Here is a 20,978-nt window from a genome sequence, read left to right as displayed (position 1 = left end):
ACGGCTGTGGGGCCGGACGCGTTCCCGATCGAACGACCGCGACCGGTTCGGCGGCAGATAGCCCGGACGGACGGAACCACACTGCTCCGGAGCGGACCGAGCTATCCGATCAGGCCGGGGTACCCGCGGCGAGGTTCTCGCCGCGCAACCGCTGCGAGATCACCTGGGTGATTCCGTCGCCGCGCATACTCACGCCGTAGAGCGCGTCGGCGATCTCCATGGTCGGCTTCTGGTGGGTGATGACGATCAGCTGGCTCTTCTCCCGCAGCTGTTCGAACAAACCGATGAGCCGGCGCAGGTTGGTGTCGTCCAGCGCCGCCTCCACCTCGTCCATCACATAGAAGGGCGAGGGCCGGGCGCGGAAGATGGCGACCAGCAGCGCTACCGCGGTCAGTGATTTCTCGCCACCGGAGAGCAGGGACAATCGTTTGACCTTCTTACCGGGGGGGCGGGCTTCCACCTCGATCCCGGTGGTGAGCATATCGCCGGGATCGGTGAGCAGCAGCCGGCCTTCGCCGCCGGGGAAGAGTGCGGAGAAAACCTGCACGAATTCTCGTTCGACATCGGCGTAGGCGTCGGTGAAGACCTGCAGGATGCGATCGTCCACCTCGGCCACCACATCGAGCAGGTCCTGGCGGGCCTTCTTCACATCCTCGAGCTGGGTCGCCAGGAAGTTGTACCGTTCCTCGAGCGCGGCGAATTCCTCGAGCGCCAGCGGGTTCACTTTGCCGAGGGTGGCCAGATCCTTCTCGGCGCGTTTGGCGCGGCGCTCCTGGGAGGCGCGGTCGAACGGCATCGGGGCGGGTGCGGTGACCTGTTCACCGCGTTCCTTGGCCTGCTCGTATTCGCGCAGTTCCAGGTCGCTGGGCGGCAGCGCGATATCGGGTCCGTATTCGGCGATCAGATCGTCGAGTGCGATACCGAACTGCTCGGCGATGGTCGTCTCCAGCTGTTCGATCCGCAGCGCGGCCTGTGCCTTGGCGACCTCGTCGCGATGCACGGCGTCGGTGAGCTGACCGAGCTGGGTGTTCAATGCCCGCACCCGTTCTTTGATCTGCTCCACCGTCGCGGCGCATTCGGTGCGCCGGCGCACCAGTTCGTCGCGGCGGGTGGCGGCGGCCGCGACCACCCGTTCCAGTTCGCGGGCGAGTTCGGCGCCGGACTCGGCGACCGCCGCGGCCACCTCGGCGGCCCGCCGCCGCGCCGCCTGGGCACGTTCGGCGCGGGCCCGGGCCTCGCGTTCGGCGCGGGCGGCCCGGCGCAGCGAATCCGATTTACCGCGGACCGATTCGGCGCGCTCTTCGGCGGTGCGCACCGCCAAGCGCGCCTCCACTTCCATCGCCCGGGCCTCGGCCAGCGCAGTGGCGGCTTCTTCCCGCGCGAACGCGGCGGCCTCGGTACCGGCACCGGTTTCGTCGCCGTCGGAATCGGCCTGTTCGAGTTCGGCGCGGCGCAGCCGATCCTCGAGTTCGGCGAGTGCGGTGACCGCTTCCTCACGCGAACTCTCCGCGGTGGCCCGCTGGCCCGTGAACCGCTCGGCTTCGGCGGTAGCCGCGCGCACCGCCGAACCGAGCCGGCCGAGCCGGTCGTAGATACCGCCCAGCGCCTGATCCGACTCGTGCAGGGCCAGCAGTGCCTGATCGACCGCGTCCTTGCGGTCGGTCTGTTCGTCGAGCGCCCCGGCGAGGCTCGCCTCCAGCTCCTCGGCGTGCCGGCGCGCGGCCAGGAGTTCGGTCTCGGCGTTATCGATCTCCGCTTGGATCTCCAGGCGGCTCGGCGAGCGGTCCGATCCCCCGATCAGCCACCCGGTCCCGGCCAGATCGCCGTCCCGGGTGACGATACGCAGCTCTGGGTGTTGCGCGAGTACTTCGGCGGCGTGGTCCAGATCGTCGACCACTACGACCCGGCTGGTCAGTGCGACCACGGCGGCACGGATCGACGCGGGGCAGTCCACCACCTCGAGCAGGCGCCGGGCCGCACCGGACAGCGCGGGAGCGGTCTCGGTGTCCGCGACGGCGCCCTCGTAGACCAGGGCGGCCCGGCCCGCATCGGCCTTCCCGAGCGCTCGCACGGCGCTGACCGCGGTCTCCCCGGTATCGGCCACCACCGCTTCCGCCACGGGACCGAGCACCGCCGCGACCGCGGCCTCATAACCGGCGTGCACGCCGATCAGCTCGGACAGCGGGCCCAGCAGTCCGGCCGGCTGGTTCTCGGTGAGCCAGGCCGCGCCGTCCCGGCTGGCCAGGTTCATGCCGAGCGCTTCGATACGCGCGGTCAGCGAGGCGACCCGGCGGCCCGCCTCCCGATCCTCGGCACGCAGTTCGGTGACCCGCCGGTCGGCGTGCTCGAGTGCCTCGACGGCATGTTCGTGCTGGGCGTCGAGTCCGGCCTCGCCGGCGTCCAGCTCGGCCAGTTCGTCCTGGACCGTATCGAATTCGCGCTGTGCCTCGGCGCCCCGGACCCGCGCCTGGTCGAGGGAGGTGGACAACCGGACGATCTCGGCGTCGATGGATTGAGTCTTGGTGCGCAGATTCTCGACCTGGCCGGAGAGCCGGACCAGACCTTCGCGCCGGTCGGCGATGGCCCGCACCGCGGCCAGATGCGCCTGTTCGGCCGCCTTGGCCGCATGTTCGCGGTCGGCGAGCCCATCCCGGGCGGCTTCGAGAGTTTCCGTGGCCATCTCGACGGCCGCCCGCAGTTCGGCTTCCTCGGCTTCCACCCGGTCGGCCTCGGCCTCGAGCTGGTCCGGATCGCGGCCGGTATTCGCCGTGGCCGCGGTGTCGAGATGCCGGGCCCGGTCGCCCGCGATCCGGATGGTGGCGTTGACGCGTTCGGCCAGCGCCGACAGCTGGAACCAGAGCTGACCGGCCGCTTCGGCGCTGGGGGTGAGCCGGCCGAGCTCGAACTCCTGCTGGGCGAGTGCCGCATTGGCCGCGTCCAGCTCGCTGCGCACGGTGATCTGCTGTTCCCGTGCGTAGGCTTCTTTGCTCTGCTGGCTTTCCAGCTCGGAGCGGCGGGTGACCAGATCGTCGGCGGCCAGCCGCAGCCGGGCATCGCGCAGGTCGGCCTGCACCGTTTGGGCCCGGCGGGCTACTTCGGCCTGCCGGCCCAGCGGTTTCAGCTGGCGGCGCAGTTCGCTGGTGAGGTCGGTGAGCCGGGCGAGGTTGGCCTGCATCGCGTCCAGTTTGCGGACGGCCTTTTCCTTGCGTTTGCGGTGTTTGAGCACACCGGCGGCTTCCTCGATGAACGCGCGCCGGTCCTCGGGGCGCGATTCCAGAATCGCGGAGAGCTGCCCCTGACCGACGATGACATGCATTTCCCGGCCGATACCGGAATCGCTGAGCAGCTCCTGCACATCCATCAACCGGCAGGAGTTCCCATTGATCTCGTATTCGCCCGCGCCGTCACGGAACATCCGGCGGGTGATGGAGACCTCGGCGTAGTCGATCGGCAGCGCACCGTCGGAGTTGTCGATGGTCAACGTGACCTCGGCCCGTCCCAGCGCGGCCCGGCCGGAAGTGCCGGCGAAGATGACGTCCTGCATCTTGCCGCCGCGCAGCGCCTTGGCACCCTGTTCGCCCATCACCCAGGTGAGCGCGTCGACGACATTGGATTTCCCGGACCCGTTCGGGCCGACCACACAGGTGATTCCGGGTTCGAACCGCAGTGTCGTCGCGGACGCGAAGGATTTGAATCCCTTCAACGTCAAGCTCTTCAGATGCAACGCCGACGACCCTTTCCGCCTCCACGTACTGTCCGCCTCGCTCAGGCCGATCAGCCATGCTATAGGGCCGCGGCGAGATAACCCCATCCGGCGCACCGGAGGTGGCCGATCGGTTGCGGGCGGTCGCGGTGCGGTTGCCGAGGGCGCCCGGCACCGTAGCCCGGTGGTTCCGCCGACCGGATACCACCGAGGCTACCGGGTGTTATGCCTTACGACGATGGCAGCGGCCGGCCTCGATGCCGGTTGCCGCACGCAGTGCCAGCACGGTACCCCACGGGCCGATGACCCATATGGGCCAGAAGTAGGTGAACGATCCCGCGCCCAGCGAGATCGCTGCCCAGATCATCAGCACCAGCACACCGACGCCCAGCCAGGCGCTGCCTTCGATCCGCTGCCAGATCGGAAACCGCGAGCGCGACGCGGAGGCCGGACCGGTTGCCGGCTTCAGCGCGGGCAGGTCCGCGAGGACGCCCTGCAGTTCCTCGCGGGTCGCGCTCCGGTATACCTGCGCGACCCGCTGGTCGTATTCGGCGAGATCGATCCTGCCGTCGCCCAGATGCCGGCTCAGTTCCCGCACGAATCGATCACGTTCGGCATCCGATGCGCGGATTCCGGTCGAGATCTCCATATCGCTCCCCTTACGCGTCGATCCACACTCCACTGTGGAATGAACTCAGCGTGCTCCTCCCACTGTGGAATGTCAAGGGTTTCTGCACGACCGATACCGCGCGCACGGCCCGCGGGACGTCCGCCCAGCAATCGGCCACCTTGTGGGTCGCCGAAGGTGTCCACCACCTGCACGACCCGGCGAACGAGGACCCCGGCCGGCAACTCCGGCTCTCGCGCCGAGGTCGAATACCCATTCCAGGCTCTGGACTTGCTGACCGCTCGTGTTGCCGGTGGCAGAGGTACTGGTAGGGGCGGTGCCGGTGTAGTTCGCTGCGGCCGAGGCGCCGGCGACGCCGAGCAGCTGCCCGGCAGCCACCGCCCGTCACCCGGCGGGTCCTACCGCTCGACGAACCCTTCGAAGCCCCCGCGAGCCGGCTCCCAGTTCTCGACCACCAGATCCACCCGGCCGGGTGTCGCCGGCGAACGCAGCAGCGCCAGCAGTTCGGCCGCCGCGCGCCGCGGTCCTTCGGCCACCACATGTACCCGCCCGTCGGCGGCATTGGTGGCATGCCCGGTGAGCCCGAGTTCCAAGGCCCGGGATCGGGTCCACCAGCGGAACCCCACCCCCTGCACGTACCCGTGCACCCAGGCGCTGAGCCGCACCGGATCGTCCCCCGATGCCGCCGCTGTCTCCCGGCTCATGATCAGTCGGCGGTATCGATATCGAAGGACAGCGTCACCTTGGTGCCCGCCTTCAGCGTCCGGCCCACCGTGCACACCTTGTCGATCGCCCGCTGCACCGTCACCAGCAAGCGCTCCCGGGCAGCCTCGTCGAGTTCGCTGAGGTCGAGCTCGAACACCTCGTCCAGCTGCGGGTACACCTCGTTCTCCCGGTCCGCGGCACCGGCGACCCGGATGGTGGCGTCGTAATCGTCACCGAGCCGGCGGGAAAGCGGAAAATCCGAACTCATCCCCGAACAGGCCGCCAGCGCGATTTTCAGCAGTTCACCGGGTGTGAACACACCGGGCACCCCGTCGGAACCGACCAGGACCTCGGCGCCGCGTGAGCTCCGGCCGGTATAGCGCCGGGTGCCGGTGCGCTCCACCCACAGTGTCGTCGGGCCCGGGGGTGCGCCGGCCGGCGCCGCGGCAGCCGCCGCAGTGGTGTCATCAGCCATGGTGGCGATCCTGCCATCCGCGGACGGCGGCGGTCAGCGCCGGTACGGCGGGCGCGGGCGGCGCACGGCCACCCGGACCCGGCGCTGCGACCGGTTTTCCAGAGTCACCGCCAGCACCCGCAGCAGCAGCAGACCGACGAGAAACGCGGCGATCAACGCGGGGGTCACCAGGGACATGGGCGTCCTTCCGTTCCGGCTCTGCACCGCCGGTGGTGCCGGCATTCCGGCGCCGCGAAACGGCGGTGCGCAGGGAAAACTACCCCTCGGTGCCGGCTCGAAACCGGTTGCTTGCGCAATCTTTACGGCGGGAATCAGGACGGATACGGGAGCGCATGAGGACGCCGGCGAGGTTCGGCCCGGGCACCGTCACCGTTGCGGATGACACCGCGACGGGTCGGCCAGTTCGGCACAGGGCAGGTTCCCGTAGCTGCGGATCACATCCTGGCCCGCATCCTGGAGGAGGAAGCGCACGAAGCTCGCGCCGATCGAGCCGGGAGCGAAATCGCCGTAGGAGAACGCGTACTCCACGCCCCAGAACGGGTAGGTCTCTTCGGCGACCGCGTCCCGGGACGCGGGCACATCGCCGATCGTCACACTGTCCACGCCCGCGGTGCCCGCGGCATCCGCGTACTCGCTGTACCCGACGGCGCCCGGCATCTCGGCGACCTCACCGAGCAGTTCCCCCGTGCTCCCGGTCTGACAGCGACCGGGGCCGCCGTCACGCAGGAGTTTGTTGCAGGTGATGCTGGGTTCCAGGGGTTGCCCGGTTTCCAGCAGCCCGGTCTCGAAGTTCCAGCGGGTACCGGACCCGGCATAGCGGTTGACGACCCGCACCGGCAGATCGGCGCCGCCCACCTGCCGCCAGTTCGTGACTTTTCCGAGGAACAGATCGCGGATCTGCTCGACAGAGAGGTCGGTTACCTCGGCACTCGGGTGCACAACCACGCTGAACAGCGACAGGGCCAGCGGGCGCTGCTCCAATTCGGGAAAATCCGAGCCCTTGGGCGCGTCACCGATCGCCAGGAGCGTGCCGTCGCCGCCGCGCTCATCCGTCACCCGCGTCATTCCGAGTTCACTGCCCCCGAACGCGTAGTCGAGGTCCGATCCCGGGCACGTCTGTTCGTAGAGTGAGCCCGCGTCCTCGATCACGTGTTTCCACGCGGTGGAACCCACCACCGTGAGCCGGCCCGTGGCACAGCCGCTCGGCGCATCCGTTTCGACGATATCGACCACGGCCATCGCGGCGATAACGGTCACGAGGAAGCCGGTCAGCCCCAGCATCAGCTTCGACACCCCGGAGCGGCCCCGGGTCTTGGTGATACCGCCGCCGGTGACGACACCCTGCATCGTGGGCTCCGGATAATCACCGGTGCCCTCGGTCCGTTCCAGCGTGGCCAGGATCTTGTAGTGGTCCGAACGGCTCAGCGGAACCTTCGGCAGGTCGATGACGCCGACGCTCTGACCGGTGAGTTCGCGGTGGCCGAAGCCGGAATCCGGTTCGAAACAGACGGCGAGGCCCGGTTGGCTCAGTTCGGTGACCGCCATCCCGATCACCCGGCGCCGCGGGAAATGCAGATGCAATCCGGCCTGACCGTTCTGCCCGGTCACATAGTCGGTGGCATCGATGGTGGTGGTGCCGTTGTTCTCGATCCGGACCAGCACCACCGACAGGTCCTGCAGATTGCGCTCCGCGCCCCCGGCCGTCTGCCGTAGTTGCCGTAGCGCGCCGGCATGCCCCGATTCCGCTTCGCCGGTGACCGGGGTATCCATCTGCACCCGCCAGCCGAGCCGTTTACGCCCGACGAAAACGAATTCCCAGACAAAGGCACCCACCGGGATCGCGATACCGGCGAGCGGAAGCACAACACCGAAGAACAGATCACTACCCATCGGCCGCTACCACCCCGAATCCACCCATTTCTCACCATCTTTGGCCAGCTCGATGCGAAAACGAGTGAGCCCCGGAAATGTTCGGATGCCGTTCACCGAGATGTCATGCGCCCGGGTGGCGCCGCGCTCGTGCGCACCCCGCCACGGGGCTCAGCCGCCCGATCGGGTCCACTCCAGCAGATCGTCCACGACGCGGGTATTGATGATCCGGTCGGCCGCGATCTCGCAGGCCGTGGCCCGGGCGCAACCGTAGCCCTGCCAGTCCAGCTGGCCCGGGGCGTGGGCGTCGGTGTCGAGGGCGAAATCGCAACCCATCTCGGCCGCGAGCCGGATCAGCCGCTCCGGGGGATCCTGCCGCTCCGGCCGGCTGTTGATCTCGACCGCCGTACCGTAGCGGCGACAGGCCTCGAACACGATCTCGGCGTCGAATTCCGATTCGGGCCGTGTTCCCCGCCCGCCCTCGACCAACCTGCCGGTGCAGTGCCCGAGCACATCCACCTGCGGATTCGCCACTGCGTACACCATCCGCCGGGTCATGGTGTCGCGATCGTCACGCAGCCGCGAATGCACACTCGCGACGACGATGTCGAGTTCGGCGAGCAGGTCGGTGTCCTGATCCAGGCTGCCGTCGTCCAGGATGTCGACCTCGATTCCGGTGAGCACCCGGAACGGTGCGAGCTCCGCATTCACCTCGGCGACCACCTCGAGCTGACGGCGCAAGCGCTGCGCGGACAGACCGTTGGCCACCGTGAGCCGCGGCGAATGATCGGTCAGCGCACAATATTCATGTCCGAGAGCCGCGGCGCAGCCCATCATCTCCGCGATCGGGCTTCCGCCGTCGGACCAGTCCGAGTGGGTGTGCAGATCGCCGCGCAGCTCCGCACGCAACGCGGCGCCCTCGGCGCCGATCGGCTTGGCGGCCGCACGCAATTCGGCGAGATACCCCGGTACCACACCGGCGTACGCCTCCTCGATCACCGCCGCGGTCTTGGGACCGATCCCCGACAGCTCCTGCCAGTTCCGTGCCGCCCGGCGCCGCTCCCGCTCGCCCTCGTCGAGGCCGGCGACGATATCGGCGGCCCGTCGATACGCCTTCACCCGGTGGGTTTTCTCCCGGCTCCGCTCCAGCCAGAAACCGATCTCGCGCAGGGCCGCGACCGGCCCCGGCGCGGGGCGACCGGCGGTCTCCGGCCCGTCCGCCGACACTGTTCAGCTCACCCGCGCGTACTTCAAGAACGCGACACCGTCCTCGAAGACCTGGCTGGTGATGATCTTGAACTGCGCGGGTTCGGGCAGCCGCGGGCCGGCGCCGAACAGCGGCCGCCCCCGCCCGAGCACGGTCGGATACAACTTGAGGAATATCTGGTCGATTTCCGGCAGCAACTCCTGGGCCAGCTCGCCGCCGCCGCACAACCAGATCCCGAGCCCCTGCTCCCGTTTGAGTGCACGCACCCGGGCCAGCGGGTCCGCGGAGATCAACTCCACCGCCGGATCCGGCGGCGTGGTCAAGGTGGTGGACACCACGAACTGGCGCAGATGCGCGTACGGACTCGCCGTACCGGTGCGCACCCCGAAATCGTGGGTCTTCCGGCCCATGATCACCGTGTCGAAGTTGGCGTTGGCGCTGCGGATACCGAGTGCCTCGCGTACTTCGGACGGCAGCGTCTCCGGATACTGCGCCGTGATCGTGGGCCCGTGGTCGCCACCGACCGGAAAGAAATCGACCGCGCCCTGCTCGGTCGCGATGAATCCGTCGATGGTGGCGGCCACGTAATAGGTGAGCTTGCGCATGGCGTCCTTCCCAGACTGACCGGGTTGGCGATCTTGCCCGAGAAGACCGTAACCCCTCGGCGGGTGCCGCCGCGAGGGTTCCTACGACGCGACTTTCCGGCGGCGAGCCGGCGGCTGGCAACGCGGGCACGAGAACGAGGAGCGGTTCATGAACTTCTCCCGGACTATCACCGCACCGCAGCGCGGGCAGGGCCGGTCACCGCGGCCGTAGACCGCGAGGGCCCGCTCGAAATATCCGGATTCGCCGTTCACATTCACATACAGCGCGTCGAACGAGGTCCCGCCCGCGGCCAGCGCATCGCTCATCACCGCGCCCGCCTCGGCGAGCAGCTGCCGCAGCACCGGCCGGCCGATCCCGGACGCTGTCCGGCCACCGTGTATTTTCGCGCGCCACAGCGCCTCGTCGGCGTAGATATTGCCGATTCCGGAGATCACCGACTGATCCAGCAGCACCCGTTTGATCTCGGTGTCCTTTGTCCGCGCGACGGCCACGACCCGTTCGGGATCGAACCGGGGATCCAGCGGGTCGCGGGCGATATGCGCGAGCAGATCCGGCAGCAGATCACCGTCCACGTCGACCAGCGGTGCCAGCACCCAGCCACCGAAGGTTCGCTGGTCGACGAAGCGCAACTCCCGGCCGTCGTCGAGGGTCACCCGGATATGCGCGTGTTTCTCCACCGGGGCGCCGGCGGGCTGCACCAGCATCTGCCCACTCATCCCCAGGTGCACGACCAGGGCGGTATCGGCCGGGCCGTCACCGGGCTCGTCGAACGTGAGCCACAGGTATTTTCCGCGACGCCGGGCCGCGGCGACCGACAGACCGGTCAGCCGGGCCGCCATATCCGCGGCACCGGCCACATGCCGCCGCACCGACCGTGGGTGGGTGACGGTGACCGATTCCACGGTCCGGCCGCACAGATGCTGGGTCAGGCCGCGGCGGACGACCTCGACCTCGGGAAGCTCGGGCACCTCAGGATTCGCCGGTCAACGCGCGGTAGGCCGCGCCCGCCGCCTTCTGTTCGGCTTCCTTCTTCGACCGCCCGACACCCTGACCGTAGGCGTTCCCGGCGATCACCGTGGTCGCGGTGAACTCTTTGTCGTGGTCGGGTCCGGTGGAGGTGATCTCGTAGTTGGGCACGCCGAGACCGCGTTCGGCGGTCAGCTCCTGCAGGCTGGTCTTGAAGTCCAGCCCGGCACCCATCCGGGGGCCCCGTTCCAGCAGATCGGCGAACAGCCGCAACACGACTTCCCGGGCCACGTCGATACCGTGCTCGAGGTGCACGGCACCGAGCAGCGATTCCATCCCGTCGGCCAGGATGCTCGGTTTGTCCCGGCCGCCGGTGAGCTCCTCACCTTTGCCGAGCAGCAGATGCGCACCCAGACCGCCGGTACCGAGATTGCGGGCCACCTCGGCGAGTGCGTGCATATTCACCACACTCGCGCGCAGCTTGGCCAGCTCACCCTCGGACTTCTCCGGATGTTCGTGGTACAGCCGCTCGGTGATGCTCAGGCCGAGTACCGAATCCCCGAGGAATTCGAGCCGCTCATTGGTCGGCAGTCCGCCGTTCTCGTACGCGTACGAGCGATGTGTCAGCGCCAGGCGCAGCAATTCGGGCTGCACCTCGACACCCAGCGCGGCGAGCAGACCTGCTTGATCCGGCCGCTCGCCGGGTTCGTCCTTGCCCGCGGTCAACGGTAGACCGGGGATCAGACGGCGGACGTGACCTGGCGGCCCTTGTAGGTACCGCAGGACGGGCACGCGATATGCGGCAGGGTCTTCTCACCGCAGGCCCGGTTCGGGCAGGTGATCAGGGTAGGCGCGGCAGCTTTCCACTGGCTGCGCCGCGACCGGGTATTGGAACGGGACATCCGGCGCTTGGGAACGGCCACGACTACTTCTCCTCTGTGCTGTTACGTGCAATGTCTGCGGAATGATCTCCGGTGGCCGCACCCTTGTCGGGGCTGCCGCTGCCGGGCGATCCGGAGGCGAATTTCGCCAGCCCGGCCCAGCGGGGATCCAGTATCTCATGCCCGTGATCAGATCCTGCAATCGCCATCCGAACACCGCACTCCGGGCACAGTCCCGCGCATTCGGGAGTGCACAGCGGCTGCAGCGGCAATTCCAGGCCGAGCTGGTCGACCACCAGGGGTTCGAGGTCGATGAGGTCGTCGACCATCCGGTAGATCTCGTCGTCCTCCGTGGTCCGATCCGTGGTGCTGTCCGGGTAGGCGAACAGTTCGGTCAGCGAGAGATCGACGGTATCGGTGAACGATTCCAGGCAGCGTGAGCATTCACCGGTCAGCGGCGCGGTCAGGGTTCCCGTGACGAGCACACCTTCTGATACCGACTGCAGAACCAGGTCCAATTCGACTTCGGAACCGGCCGGCACGGCGATCAGGTCGAGCCCGAGCCGTTCGGAGGTGGTGACGGTTCGCCGCAGTTCGCGCATCGATCCGGGGGCGCGACCGAGGCTGCGGACATCGAGCACGAAACCCGCGTCGTGTGCACGACGTGCACCGGAACGCGAGCGCGCTGTCGTATCGGCAGGCATCGAAGAACACTCCACTGGGTCGTTCGGGGATTTGTGCTGGGCGCCGGAGTCGGCGAGCAACCACACCACAGTACGCGAACCGTGTGGTCAGCTCCAAAATACCGCAGCGCTCCAGCGACGGTCCGGTAGCCTGCCGGCGCCGGTCCAGCGGCGGGCCAGCGCCGGTCCCGCAGCGGTTAGCGCCGGTCCCGCAGCGGGCCGGCGCCGAATTCCGCGGCATAATCGGGCACACCCAGCCCGTTGCGCAACTGCTGCCGGCCGCGGCCGACGGTGCGCAGGGCGCCGCCGAGAGTGTCCTCGAATTCAGCGAGTTTCGTGTCGACGTAGTGGTCGCAATCGGCCCGCATCCGGTCCGCGTCGGCCTGTGCGGTATCGATGAGCCGCGCCGATTCGGCATGCGCGGCCCGGACGACCTCGGTGTCCTCCACCAGGCGCCGCTGTTCGGCCTGCCCGTCGGCCACTGAGCGGTCATAGGACGCCCGTCCGGCCTCGGCCATCCGGTCGGCTTCGGTCCGGGCCCGGCCGGTGACCGATTCGTATTCGGCCTTGGCGTCGGCGACCAGGCGCTGCGCCTCGGTGGTGGCCGTATCGACCACCCGGTCCGCGTGCGCAGTGGCCTCGGCGACCATCCGGTCGGCGTGCGCCTTCGCCTCGGCGAGGATCCGGTCCGCTTCCGCGCGGGCGGCGGCGACGGCGCCGGTGGCCTGTTCGTCGGCGGTCCGGACGGTGTCCTCCGCGAGCCCGCGGGCGTCGTCGACGATCTTGTCCCGGTGGTCCAGCACATCCTGGGCGTCGTCGATCTCGGTCGGCAAGGCGTCGCGGACGTCGTCGAGCAGATCGAGCGTTTCCGGACGCGGGACGATGCAGTTACGAGTCGCGGGGATCCCGCGTGCCTCCTCGACTATGGCGACCAGTTCGTCGAGCGCCTCGAATACCCGGTACATGCTCACTGCCCTCCTGCTGACGATCGGCGAAATATCACGCCGTTCCCAGTGTGCCCCGGCCCCTCGGCAGAGCCGAACCACCTTTCGGTGTGTCGCTGGTTCCGCCGGATATCCACAGACTTCGGAGCCAACTGGAGACCTTCTCTCCGCTTGGTGATAAATTCGTAGGAGCCCCCACGCACACCGCGGCGGGCCGTAATCCTTTGCCCGATCGGAAACCGCCCATGACCATCCTGCAGCTGCCCCAGTCCAGGGCACTGACCACCGGGGATCTGGATATCGATTGGCCGGAATCGATATCGGCGGTCGCCTGGCAGCGGCGGCTGCTCCGGTATCTGCGGGGCGATCGGGCATTTCCCCAGTTGATCCGGTTCGCGCTGGTCGGCGGGTTGAGCAACATCTCCTATGTGCTGCTGTTCCTCACCCTCACCGGCGCGGGAACCCTGCTGGCCAATGTCGCCGGTTCGGTGGTGAGCACGGTCCTGGCCAACGAACTGCACCGCCGGCTCACCTTCCACGCGGCCGAACGGGTCGGCTGGTTCACGGCCCAGTGGGAGGGCGGCGGCCTGGCGCTGCTGGGCCTGGGTATCAGCACATCGGCGCTGGCAGCGCTGGAAGTCCTCGCCCCGACGCTGAGCGAACCGGCGCAGGCGGCGGCGGTCCTGGCCATCAGCGCCGCGGTCGGCGGGCTGCGTTTCCTGGCATTACGCGGGCTGGTGTTCCGGCCGCTGCAGCGGGCCCGGGAAGTGACGGCCGCGCGCGAAGGATCAGCTCGCGCGCTCGGCGAGCCGGTCGAGTAACCGCTTGTGTACCAGCGGCGGCAGCATATCGCTGACATCGCCGCCGAAGGCCGCCACTTCCTTGACAAGTGAGCTGGACAGATAGCTGAACGCCGGATTGGTGGCGATGAAGAAGGTGTCCACCCCGGCCAGTTTCTTGTTCATCTGTGCCATCTGCAGTTCATAGCCGAAATCCCCGGCATCGCGCAGGCCCTTGACGATGGCGGTGATGCCCTGTTCCCGCGCGAAATCGACCGTCAGGCCGTCCCAGGACGCGATCCGCACGTTCGGCAGATCGGCGGTGGCGTCGCGCAGCATTTCGATGCGCTCCTCGATACCGAACATGCCCTGCTTCTTCTTGTTCACATTGACCGTGACGACGACCTCGTCGAACTGGGCCGCGGCCCGGCGGAAGACGTCGAGGTGACCGTTGGTCACCGGATCGAACGAACCCGGGCACAATGCTCCTGCCATGGCTCAAACGCTAGCAGGTGAGGTGTGACTCACCACGGCGACGCCGGAGTACACGGCCGATTCGATCCGGGTCTCGCCGTAGCGTTTCGCCGCGCGCCCGGCGAACCCCGCGGGCCACTCGATCTCCGCCGACCGCGCGGACCGTTCGATCAGCAGCAGCGCGTCCTCGGCCAGCCAGTCGTGTGCCGCGAGCGCCCGGAGATCTCCCTCGACGGACGCGGTGGGCAGATCGTAGGGCGGGTCGGCGAAGACGAGGTCGAAAGCGCCCGCGCCGCCCTGTGCCAGCACCTGGGTCACCGCACCGACCCGGAGCTGCGCCGCACCGAATCCCAGATCCGCGATATTGCCGCGTAGCACCGCCGCCGCGCGCCGGTCCGATTCCACCAGCAATGCTGATTCGGCGCCGCGGGACAGCGCCTCGAGCCCCAGCGCGCCCGACCCGGCGTAGAGGTCGAGTACCCGGGCACCGTCGAGGTCCAGCCGGGCCTCGATCGAGGAGAACAGCGCCTCGCGGACCCGGTCCGAGGTGGGCCGGGTCCCGGCGGGCGGCACGCGCAGGCGCCGCCCGCCGGCGATCCCGGCGACGATCCGGGTCATTCGGACTCGCGCTCGCCCAGTTCGACCAGGAGGTCACCGCCTTCGACCTGTTGCACCTGGGTGATGGCCACCCGGCCCACGACACCCCCGCGGGGCGCGGTGATGGCGGCCTCCATCTTCATGGCCTCGATCGTGGCGATGGTGTCGCCGGACGCGACGGTGTCACCTTCGGCCACGGTGAGAGTGACCACACCGGCGAACGGTGCGGCGATCTGGTGCGGGTTGTTCTTATCGGCTTTCTCCGCGGCCGGGATCTCGCTGGCGATGGAGCGGTCGCGCACCGAGACCGGGCGCAGTTGCCCGTTGAGAATGCACATCACCGTGCGCATACCGCGCTCGTCGGGTTCGGAGATGGCTTCCAGCCCGATCAGCAGGATGACGCCCTTCTCCAACTGGACGCGATGTTCTTCGCCGTGGCGCAGGCCGTAGAAGAACTGATTCGCCGACAGCCCGGTCGTATCGCCGTACTTCTCGCGATGCGCGAGGAATTCGGCGGTGGGTCCGGGGAACAGCAGCCGGTTCAGGGTGCCGCGACGCTCCTGGGAGGTCCCGGCCAGCCCGGCCTCGTCCTCCGCCGAGAGCGGGGTCTCCGGCTTGGCGGCACCACGGCCGGCGAGCGCCTTCTCCCGGAACGGTTCGGGCCAGCCGCCCGCCGGGGTGCCGAGTTCGCCGCGCAGGAACCCGATCACCGAATCGGGGATGTCGTAGCGGCCGGGGTCGGCGGCGAAATCGGCGACCTCCACACCGGACCCGACCAGCGACAGCGCGAGATCACCGACGACCTTCGACGACGGGGTGACCTTGATCAACCGGCCCAGCAGCCGGTCGGCCGCGGCGTATTTCGCCTCGACCTCCTCGAACCGGTCGCCCAGGCCGAGCGCGATGGCCTGCTGCCGCAGGTTCGACAGCTGGCCGCCGGGGATCTCGTGGGTGTAGACGCGGCCGGTCGGGGCGGGCAGACCCGATTCGAACGGGGCGTAGACCTTGCGCAGCGCCTCCCAGTACGGCTCCAGATCACAGACATTGCCCAGGTTCAGGCCGGTGTCGTAATCGCTGTGTGCGGCAGCGGCGACGATCGCCGACAGCGCGGGCTGGCTGGTGGTCCCGGCCATGGCCGCGGCGGCACCGTCGACGGCGTCGGCGCCGGCCTGCCACGCCGCCAGATAGGTGGCCAGCTGACCGCCCGGGGTGTCGTGGGTGTGCACATGGACCGGCAGATCGAAATTACTGCGCAGCGCGGTCACCAGTTTCGCCGCCGCCGGGGCGCGCAGCAGACCCGCCATATCCTTGATCGCCAGCACATGCGCGCCCGCGTCGACGATCTGCTCGGCCAGTTTCAGGTAGTAGTCCAGGGTGTAGAGCTTTTCGTCCGGGCTGGTCAGATCCCCGGTGTAGCTCAGGGCGACCTCGGCTACCGCGGTGCCCGTCTCGCGGACCGCATCGATCGCCGGACGCATCTGGTCGACATTGTTGAGCGCGTCGAAGATCCGGAAGATATCGATCCCGGTCGCGGTGGCCTCGGCGACGAAGGCCCGCGTCACCCGTTCGGGATAGGGCGTATAGCCGACGGTGTTGCGGCCGCGGAGCAACATCTGCAGGCAGATATTCGGGATCGCCTCGCGCAACGCCGCCAGCCGCTCCCACGGATCCTCGTACAGGAACCGCAGGGCGACATCGTAGGTCGCCCCGCCCCAGCATTCGACCGAGAGCAATTCGGGAGTCAGCCGGGCGACGTGCCCCGCGACATCGAGCAGGCCGTTGGTCCGCACCCGGGTCGCCAGCAGTGATTGGTGGGCGTCGCGGAAGGTCGTATCGGTAACCCCGACGGCCTTCTGTTCGCGCAGCGCCCGCGCGAAACCCTCCGGCCCCAGCGTCAGCAGTTTCTGCCGGGACCCGTCGGGCGGCGGCACCGACAGGTCGATCGCCGGCAGTTTGTCGTGCGGGTACACCGCGGTCGGCCGCGCACCGTGCGGTTTGTTCACGGTGATATCGGCCAGGTAGTTCAGGATCTTGGTGCCGCGGTCGGCCGGTTCACGCAAGGAGAGCAGTTGGGGACGCTCGTCGATGAACGAGGTGGTAACCCGCCCGGCTTTGAAATCGGGGTCGTCGAGAACCGCCAGCAGGAACTGGATATTGGTGGTGACCCCGCGGATCCGGAACTCCATCAGCGCACGGCGCGCCCGGGCGACCGCTGCCGGGAAATCCCGGCCCCGGCAGCTGAGCTTGACCAGCATGGAATCGAAGTAGGCCCCGATCTCGGCACCCAGATTCGCGCCGCCGTCGAGCCGGATTCCCGCGCCACCGGGGGTGCGGTAGGCGGTGATCCGGCCGACGTCGGGCCGGAAGCCGTTGGACGGATCCTCGGTGGTGATCCGGCATTGCAGCGCGGCACCGCGAATGGTCACCGTGTCCTGGCTCAACCCCAGATCGGCCAGGCTCTCCCCGGCCGCGATCCGCAGCTGCGACTGCACGAGGTCCACATCGGTGATCTCCTCGGTCACCGTGTGCTCGACCTGGATCCGCGGATTCATCTCGATGAAGACATGGTTACCGCGTTCGTCGAGCAGGAATTCGACGGTGCCCGCGCAGCTGTAGCCGATCTGCCGCGCGAATGCCACCGCGTCGGCGCAGATCCGGTCCCGCAGTTCCGGGTCCAGGTTCGGGGCGGGCGCCAGCTCGATCACCTTCTGGTGCCGGCGCTGCAGCGAACAGTCACGCTCGAACAGGTGCATCACATTGCCCTGGGTATCGGCCAGGATCTGCACCTCGATATGTCGGGGGTTCACCACCGCTTGTTCCAGGAAGACCGTCGGATCGCCGAACGCGGATTCGGCCTCGCGGGACGCCGCCTCGATCGACTCGCGCAATTGCTCGCGGGTCTGTACCCGGCGCATCCCCCGGCCGCCGCCACCGGCGACCGCCTTCACGAATACCGGGAACTCCATGGATTCGGCCGCCGCGAGCAGTTCGCCGACATCCGCGGAGGGGGCGCTGGAATTCAGCACGGGCAGCCCGGCCGCCTTCGCCGCCGCGATCGCGCGGGCTTTGTTACCGGCCAGTTCGAGGACCTCGGCCGACGGGCCGATGAACGTGATGCCCTCGTTCGCACAGGCGGCGGCGAGGTCCGGGTTCTCCGAGAGGAACCCGTATCCGGGGTAGATGGCGTCGGCGCCGGCGGTCTTGGCCGCCTCGATGATCGCGTCGACCGATAGATAGGCCCGGACCGGATGCCCTTCCTCACCGATCTCGTATGCCTCGTCCGCCTTCAGGCGGTGGACCGAATTCCGGTCTTCGTGCGGGAACACGGCAACCGTTCCGATACCGAGCTCGTAGGCCGCACGGAAGGCCCGGATGGCGATTTCGCCACGATTGGCAACCAAGACTTTCGAGAACATTGACCCAACGTACCCGGCGCCACATCCAGGATCGACTCCGAAGTCCACTTCGCAGAATCTTCACAAGGGGGTATGGCAGCACTGCGAAGTATTGGTCATCGTCCGGTCATATCTCACCGCAGGCGGCGGCGGATGGTGCGCCCGGCCGGGTACGGACAACACCCGGCAACTTTCCGCACCCCCATCGGGCTCCGGCCCGGCCCCGCCGGATGCGGTGCGGACTATGGTGGATCACGCAGCTGGTTCGCCGGCCGGTCGACTCGGAGCCCCGAACGACCGGCACGGCGTCGAAGCCCGCACCGAGCGGGTGAGAGGGAATCCGGTGGGAATCCGGAACTGTCCCGCAGCGGTGAGCAGGAACGAACGCCATCATCAGCACTGGGCGCACAGCCTGGGAAGCGATGGTCAGTAGGTCGGCCGATCGGCCGGAGCCCGCGAGTCCGAAGACCTGCCGGTTGTACCGGGTACGCCGTACCCGGTGACCACCGCCTCGTGGATTGGGCGTCGCGGTCCACCAATGCTGACATGTTCCGGCCGTGCGGCCGGGAATCCGGGGTCTCATCGGTGTCCGTGCGCCCGCGTAAGGCGAGGGTCGGCCGACCATCAGCACTGGAGAACACCGTGACTGTTACTTCGCACAGCCCGTTCACCGCAACCGTTCTCGGACTTCCCCGGGTGGGGCCGCGCCGGGAGCTCAAACGCGCGACCGAATCCTATTGGGCCGGGCGCATCGACGCCGAACAGCTACACGAAACCGGGCGCACCCTGCGCCGCGATCAGTATGCCGAACTGCAGGCCGCGGGCCTGGATTCGATCCCGGTCGGCACCTTCTCCTACTACGACCAGATGCTCGACACGGCGGCACTGCTCGGCGCCCTGCCGCCGCGGGTCACCGATATCACCGATCCGCTGGACCGCTATTTCGCCGCGGCCCGCGGTACCGATGCGGTGGAACCACTGGAGATGACCAAATGGTTCGATACCAACTATCACTACCTGGTCCCCGAGATCGGGCCGGAGACGACGTTCGCGCTGTACCCCGGCGAGGTGCTCGCGCAGCTGAGTGAGGCGATCGAACTCGGTGTCCCTGCCCGCCCGGTGGTGATCGGCCCGATCACCTTCCTGAAGCTGTCGAAGTCGACCGGCGCGGCCGCCCTGGATCGCGTCGGCGAGCTGATCCCGCTCTACCGCGAACTGCTGGGCCTGCTCGCCGCGGCAGGCGCGGAGTGGGTGCAGATCGACGAGCCCGCGCTGGTCACCGACCTCACGGCCGAGGAACTGACGGTGGTCCGGCACGTCTACACCGAACTGACAGCACCGGCGAACCGGCCGGCCATGCTGGTCGCCACCTACTTCGGAGACCCCGGACCGGCCCTGGACGCCCTGGCCGGGACCGACGTGGAAGGGCTCACGGTCGACCTGGTCGCCGGCGGCACCGTCGACGCGCCGGCCGCCGTCCCCGCACTGGCGAACAAAACCCTGGTCGCCGGGGTCGTCGACGGACGCAATGTCTGGCGCACCGACCTGGACCAGGCCCTGTCCACCCTCGCCACACTGCTCGGCAGCGCGAAATACGTCGTGGCATCCACCTCCTGCTCCCTGCTGCACGTGCCCTACACGCTGGCCGCGGAAACACAGCTGGACGACGCCCTGCGCTCGTGGCTCGCGTTCGGCGCCGAGAAAGTGGCCGAGGTGCGGCTCCTCGCCACCGGATTGAACACCGGCATCGAGGCCATCGCAGCGGAGCTGGAGCAGGCCCGCGCGGCAGCGGCGACCCGCCGGTCCGATCCGCGGATCGGCAACGCGCAGGTGCGTGCACGCCTGGCCGCGCTGGGGCCGGACGCGATCGAGCGCGCCCCCGCGGCGCGGCGCCGGGCCCTGCAACAGGACCGGCTGCAGCTGCCGCCGTTGCCCACCACCACGATCGGCTCCTACCCGCAGACCTCGGCGATCCGGCTGGCCCGGGCGGCTCTGCGCAAGGGCGATATCGACCGGCCCGAATACGAGCGGCGGATGCGGGAGGAGATCACCGAGGTCATCGCCCTGCAAGAGCAGCTCGAACTCGACGTGCTGGTCCACGGCGAGCCGGAACGCAACGATATGGTGCAGTACTTCGCCGAACAGCTCGACGGTTTCGCGGCTACCGAACTCGGCTGGGTGCAGTCCTATGGCACCCGCTGCGTACGCCCGCCGATCCTGTTCGGGGACGTGTCCCGGCCCGCGCCCATGACGGTCGACTGGATCCGGTTCGCGCAATCGCTCACCGACAAACCGGTGAAAGGCATGCTCACCGGGCCGGTCACCATCCTGGCCTGGTCCTTCGTCCGCGACGATCAGCCGCTCGGGGATTCGGCACGCCAGGTCGCGCTGGCGATCCGCGATGAAACCGTCGACCTGCAGAACGCCGGAATCCGGATCATCCAGGTGGACGAACCGGCGCTGCGCGAACTGCTGCCGCTGCGGAGCGCCGACCATCAGGCCTACCTGGATTGGTCGGTGGGCGCGTTCCGGCTGGCGACCTCCGGGGTGTCGGATTCCGTCCAGATCCACACCCATCTGTGCTATTCCGAATTCGGTGAGGTGATCGACGCGATCGCCGGACTGGACGCGGATGTGACCTCGATCGAGGCGGCCCGCTCACATATGGAGGTCCTCGACGACCTGAATGCCGCCGGCTTCGACGCGGGCGTCGGTCCGGGTGTCTACGATATCCACTCACCCCGGGTGCCGAGCATCGAGGAGATCACCGCCGCCTTGCAGGCCGCACTGAAAGCCGTTCCCGCCGAACGACTCTGGGTCAACCCCGATTGCGGTCTGAAAACCCGGGGGACGGCCGAGGTGGAAACATCCCTGCGCAATATGGTCGCCGCGGCTCGTAACGTGCGCTGATCCGACGAACCGATCCGGCCCGGGTGACTGCCCCGACAGCGGGCACCCTGGGCCGGGTCACCCCTCCAACTCCCCCGCCCCGGACTCCCGGCCCCGCATTCGTTCGACCGCAGCACATTCCGGGCAACGCCGGGTCATCCGGAGAACCGGCCGGAC

18 protein-coding genes and 1 riboswitch are annotated in these 20,978 nt (G+C 68.6%); of the genes, 2 read left to right on the top strand and 16 right to left on the bottom strand.

The annotated features are described in order from the left end of the window. Nucleotides 1–109 precede the first annotated feature (109 nt). The 13 genes from smc to ACIA75_RS20975 all read right to left on the bottom strand — a co-directional run bounded on the left by smc (nucleotide 110) and on the right by ACIA75_RS20975 (nucleotide 12,688). Nucleotides 110–3,724 carry a chromosome segregation protein SMC gene (gene smc, locus ACIA75_RS21035; RefSeq protein ID WP_397106406.1) on the bottom strand — a complete coding sequence of 1,205 codons (3,615 nt, stop codon included), beginning with the start codon at nucleotides 3,722–3,724 and terminating at the stop codon, nucleotides 110–112. 202 nt (nucleotides 3,725–3,926) lie between these two features. Next, the gene (locus tag ACIA75_RS21030) at nucleotides 3,927–4,352 is read right to left on the bottom strand and encodes a DUF1707 domain-containing protein (protein WP_397106404.1); all 426 of its coding nucleotides are present in this window, start codon (nucleotides 4,350–4,352) and stop codon (nucleotides 3,927–3,929) included. 377 nt (nucleotides 4,353–4,729) lie between these two features. Next, on the bottom strand, nucleotides 4,730–5,035 hold the full coding sequence (locus tag ACIA75_RS21025; RefSeq protein ID WP_397106402.1) for an acylphosphatase: 306 nt from the start codon (nucleotides 5,033–5,035) through the stop codon (nucleotides 4,730–4,732). A gap of 2 nt (nucleotides 5,036–5,037) precedes the next feature. Continuing rightward, nucleotides 5,038–5,511: an OsmC family protein gene (locus ACIA75_RS21020; protein ID WP_397106400.1), complete on the bottom strand. Its 474-nt coding sequence runs from the start codon at nucleotides 5,509–5,511 to the stop codon at nucleotides 5,038–5,040. A 33-nt stretch (nucleotides 5,512–5,544) separates the two neighbouring features. After that, nucleotides 5,545–5,688: a hypothetical protein gene (locus tag ACIA75_RS21015; protein WP_397106398.1), complete on the bottom strand. Its 144-nt coding sequence runs from the start codon at nucleotides 5,686–5,688 to the stop codon at nucleotides 5,545–5,547. Nucleotides 5,689–5,877: 189 nt separating this feature from the next. Then, complete coding sequence (locus ACIA75_RS21010) at nucleotides 5,878–7,401, bottom strand: PstS family phosphate ABC transporter substrate-binding protein (protein ID WP_397106396.1); 1,524 nt, start codon at nucleotides 7,399–7,401, stop codon at nucleotides 5,878–5,880. Nucleotides 7,402–7,551: 150 nt separating this feature from the next. Continuing rightward, on the bottom strand, nucleotides 7,552–8,607 hold the full coding sequence (locus ACIA75_RS21005; protein ID WP_397106394.1) for a PHP domain-containing protein: 1,056 nt from the start codon (nucleotides 8,605–8,607) through the stop codon (nucleotides 7,552–7,554). A 3-nt stretch (nucleotides 8,608–8,610) separates the two neighbouring features. Continuing rightward, a complete protein-coding gene (locus ACIA75_RS21000) occupies nucleotides 8,611–9,192 on the bottom strand; it encodes a dihydrofolate reductase family protein (protein WP_397106392.1) in 582 nt (193 codons plus the stop codon). 81 nt (nucleotides 9,193–9,273) lie between these two features. Continuing rightward, complete coding sequence (mutM, locus tag ACIA75_RS20995; RefSeq protein ID WP_397106390.1) at nucleotides 9,274–10,161, bottom strand: bifunctional DNA-formamidopyrimidine glycosylase/DNA-(apurinic or apyrimidinic site) lyase; 888 nt, start codon at nucleotides 10,159–10,161, stop codon at nucleotides 9,274–9,276. A gap of 1 nt (nucleotide 10,162) precedes the next feature. Continuing rightward, nucleotides 10,163–10,885: a ribonuclease III gene (gene rnc / locus ACIA75_RS20990; protein ID WP_397106388.1), complete on the bottom strand. Its 723-nt coding sequence runs from the start codon at nucleotides 10,883–10,885 to the stop codon at nucleotides 10,163–10,165. A 14-nt stretch (nucleotides 10,886–10,899) separates the two neighbouring features. Next, a complete protein-coding gene (gene rpmF / locus ACIA75_RS20985; protein ID WP_083884195.1) occupies nucleotides 10,900–11,082 on the bottom strand; it encodes a 50S ribosomal protein L32 in 183 nt (60 codons plus the stop codon). A 2-nt stretch (nucleotides 11,083–11,084) separates the two neighbouring features. After that, on the bottom strand, nucleotides 11,085–11,744 hold the full coding sequence (locus ACIA75_RS20980) for a YceD family protein (RefSeq protein ID WP_397106385.1): 660 nt from the start codon (nucleotides 11,742–11,744) through the stop codon (nucleotides 11,085–11,087). Between the two features lie 176 nt (nucleotides 11,745–11,920). Beyond that, on the bottom strand, nucleotides 11,921–12,688 hold the full coding sequence (locus ACIA75_RS20975; RefSeq protein ID WP_397106720.1) for a DivIVA domain-containing protein: 768 nt from the start codon (nucleotides 12,686–12,688) through the stop codon (nucleotides 11,921–11,923). A gap of 224 nt (nucleotides 12,689–12,912) precedes the next feature. Between ACIA75_RS20975 and ACIA75_RS20970 the strand changes: the two genes are divergently transcribed. After that, on the top strand, nucleotides 12,913–13,488 hold the full coding sequence (locus ACIA75_RS20970; RefSeq protein WP_397106383.1) for a GtrA family protein: 576 nt from the start codon (nucleotides 12,913–12,915) through the stop codon (nucleotides 13,486–13,488). On the opposite strand, the gene coaD is transcribed toward ACIA75_RS20970, so the two are convergent. The 3 genes from coaD to ACIA75_RS20955 are packed head-to-tail and all read right to left on the bottom strand — an operon-like array spanning nucleotide 13,456 to nucleotide 17,933. Next, the gene (gene coaD, locus ACIA75_RS20965) at nucleotides 13,456–13,941 is read right to left on the bottom strand and encodes a pantetheine-phosphate adenylyltransferase (RefSeq protein WP_397106381.1); all 486 of its coding nucleotides are present in this window, start codon (nucleotides 13,939–13,941) and stop codon (nucleotides 13,456–13,458) included. The genes ACIA75_RS20970 and coaD overlap by 33 nt on opposite strands. 3 nt (nucleotides 13,942–13,944) lie before the next feature. Further along, entirely contained in the window at nucleotides 13,945–14,538 is a 594-nt protein-coding gene (gene rsmD / locus ACIA75_RS20960; protein WP_397106379.1) for a 16S rRNA (guanine(966)-N(2))-methyltransferase RsmD, read from the bottom strand. Beyond that, nucleotides 14,535–17,933: a pyruvate carboxylase gene (locus ACIA75_RS20955; protein ID WP_397106376.1), complete on the bottom strand. Its 3,399-nt coding sequence runs from the start codon at nucleotides 17,931–17,933 to the stop codon at nucleotides 14,535–14,537. Before ACIA75_RS20955 ends, rsmD begins: the two co-directional genes overlap by 4 nt. A 277-nt stretch (nucleotides 17,934–18,210) precedes the next feature. Next, nucleotides 18,211–18,404: riboswitch (cobalamin riboswitch) on the top strand. A 150-nt stretch (nucleotides 18,405–18,554) separates the two neighbouring features. Between ACIA75_RS20955 and metE the strand changes: the two genes are divergently transcribed. Next, nucleotides 18,555–20,822, top strand: coding sequence for a 5-methyltetrahydropteroyltriglutamate--homocysteine S-methyltransferase (metE, locus tag ACIA75_RS20950; RefSeq protein ID WP_397106374.1), 2,268 nt, complete (start codon nucleotides 18,555–18,557; stop codon nucleotides 20,820–20,822). Nucleotides 20,823–20,978: the final 156 nt, after the last annotated feature.

This window comes from Nocardia sp. NPDC051750 (assembly GCF_044453135.1).
Lineage (GTDB): Bacteria > Actinomycetota > Actinomycetes > Mycobacteriales > Mycobacteriaceae > Nocardia.
Note: the sequence above shows the minus strand (reverse complement) of the source record. Positions and strands in the feature narration are given on the sequence as shown.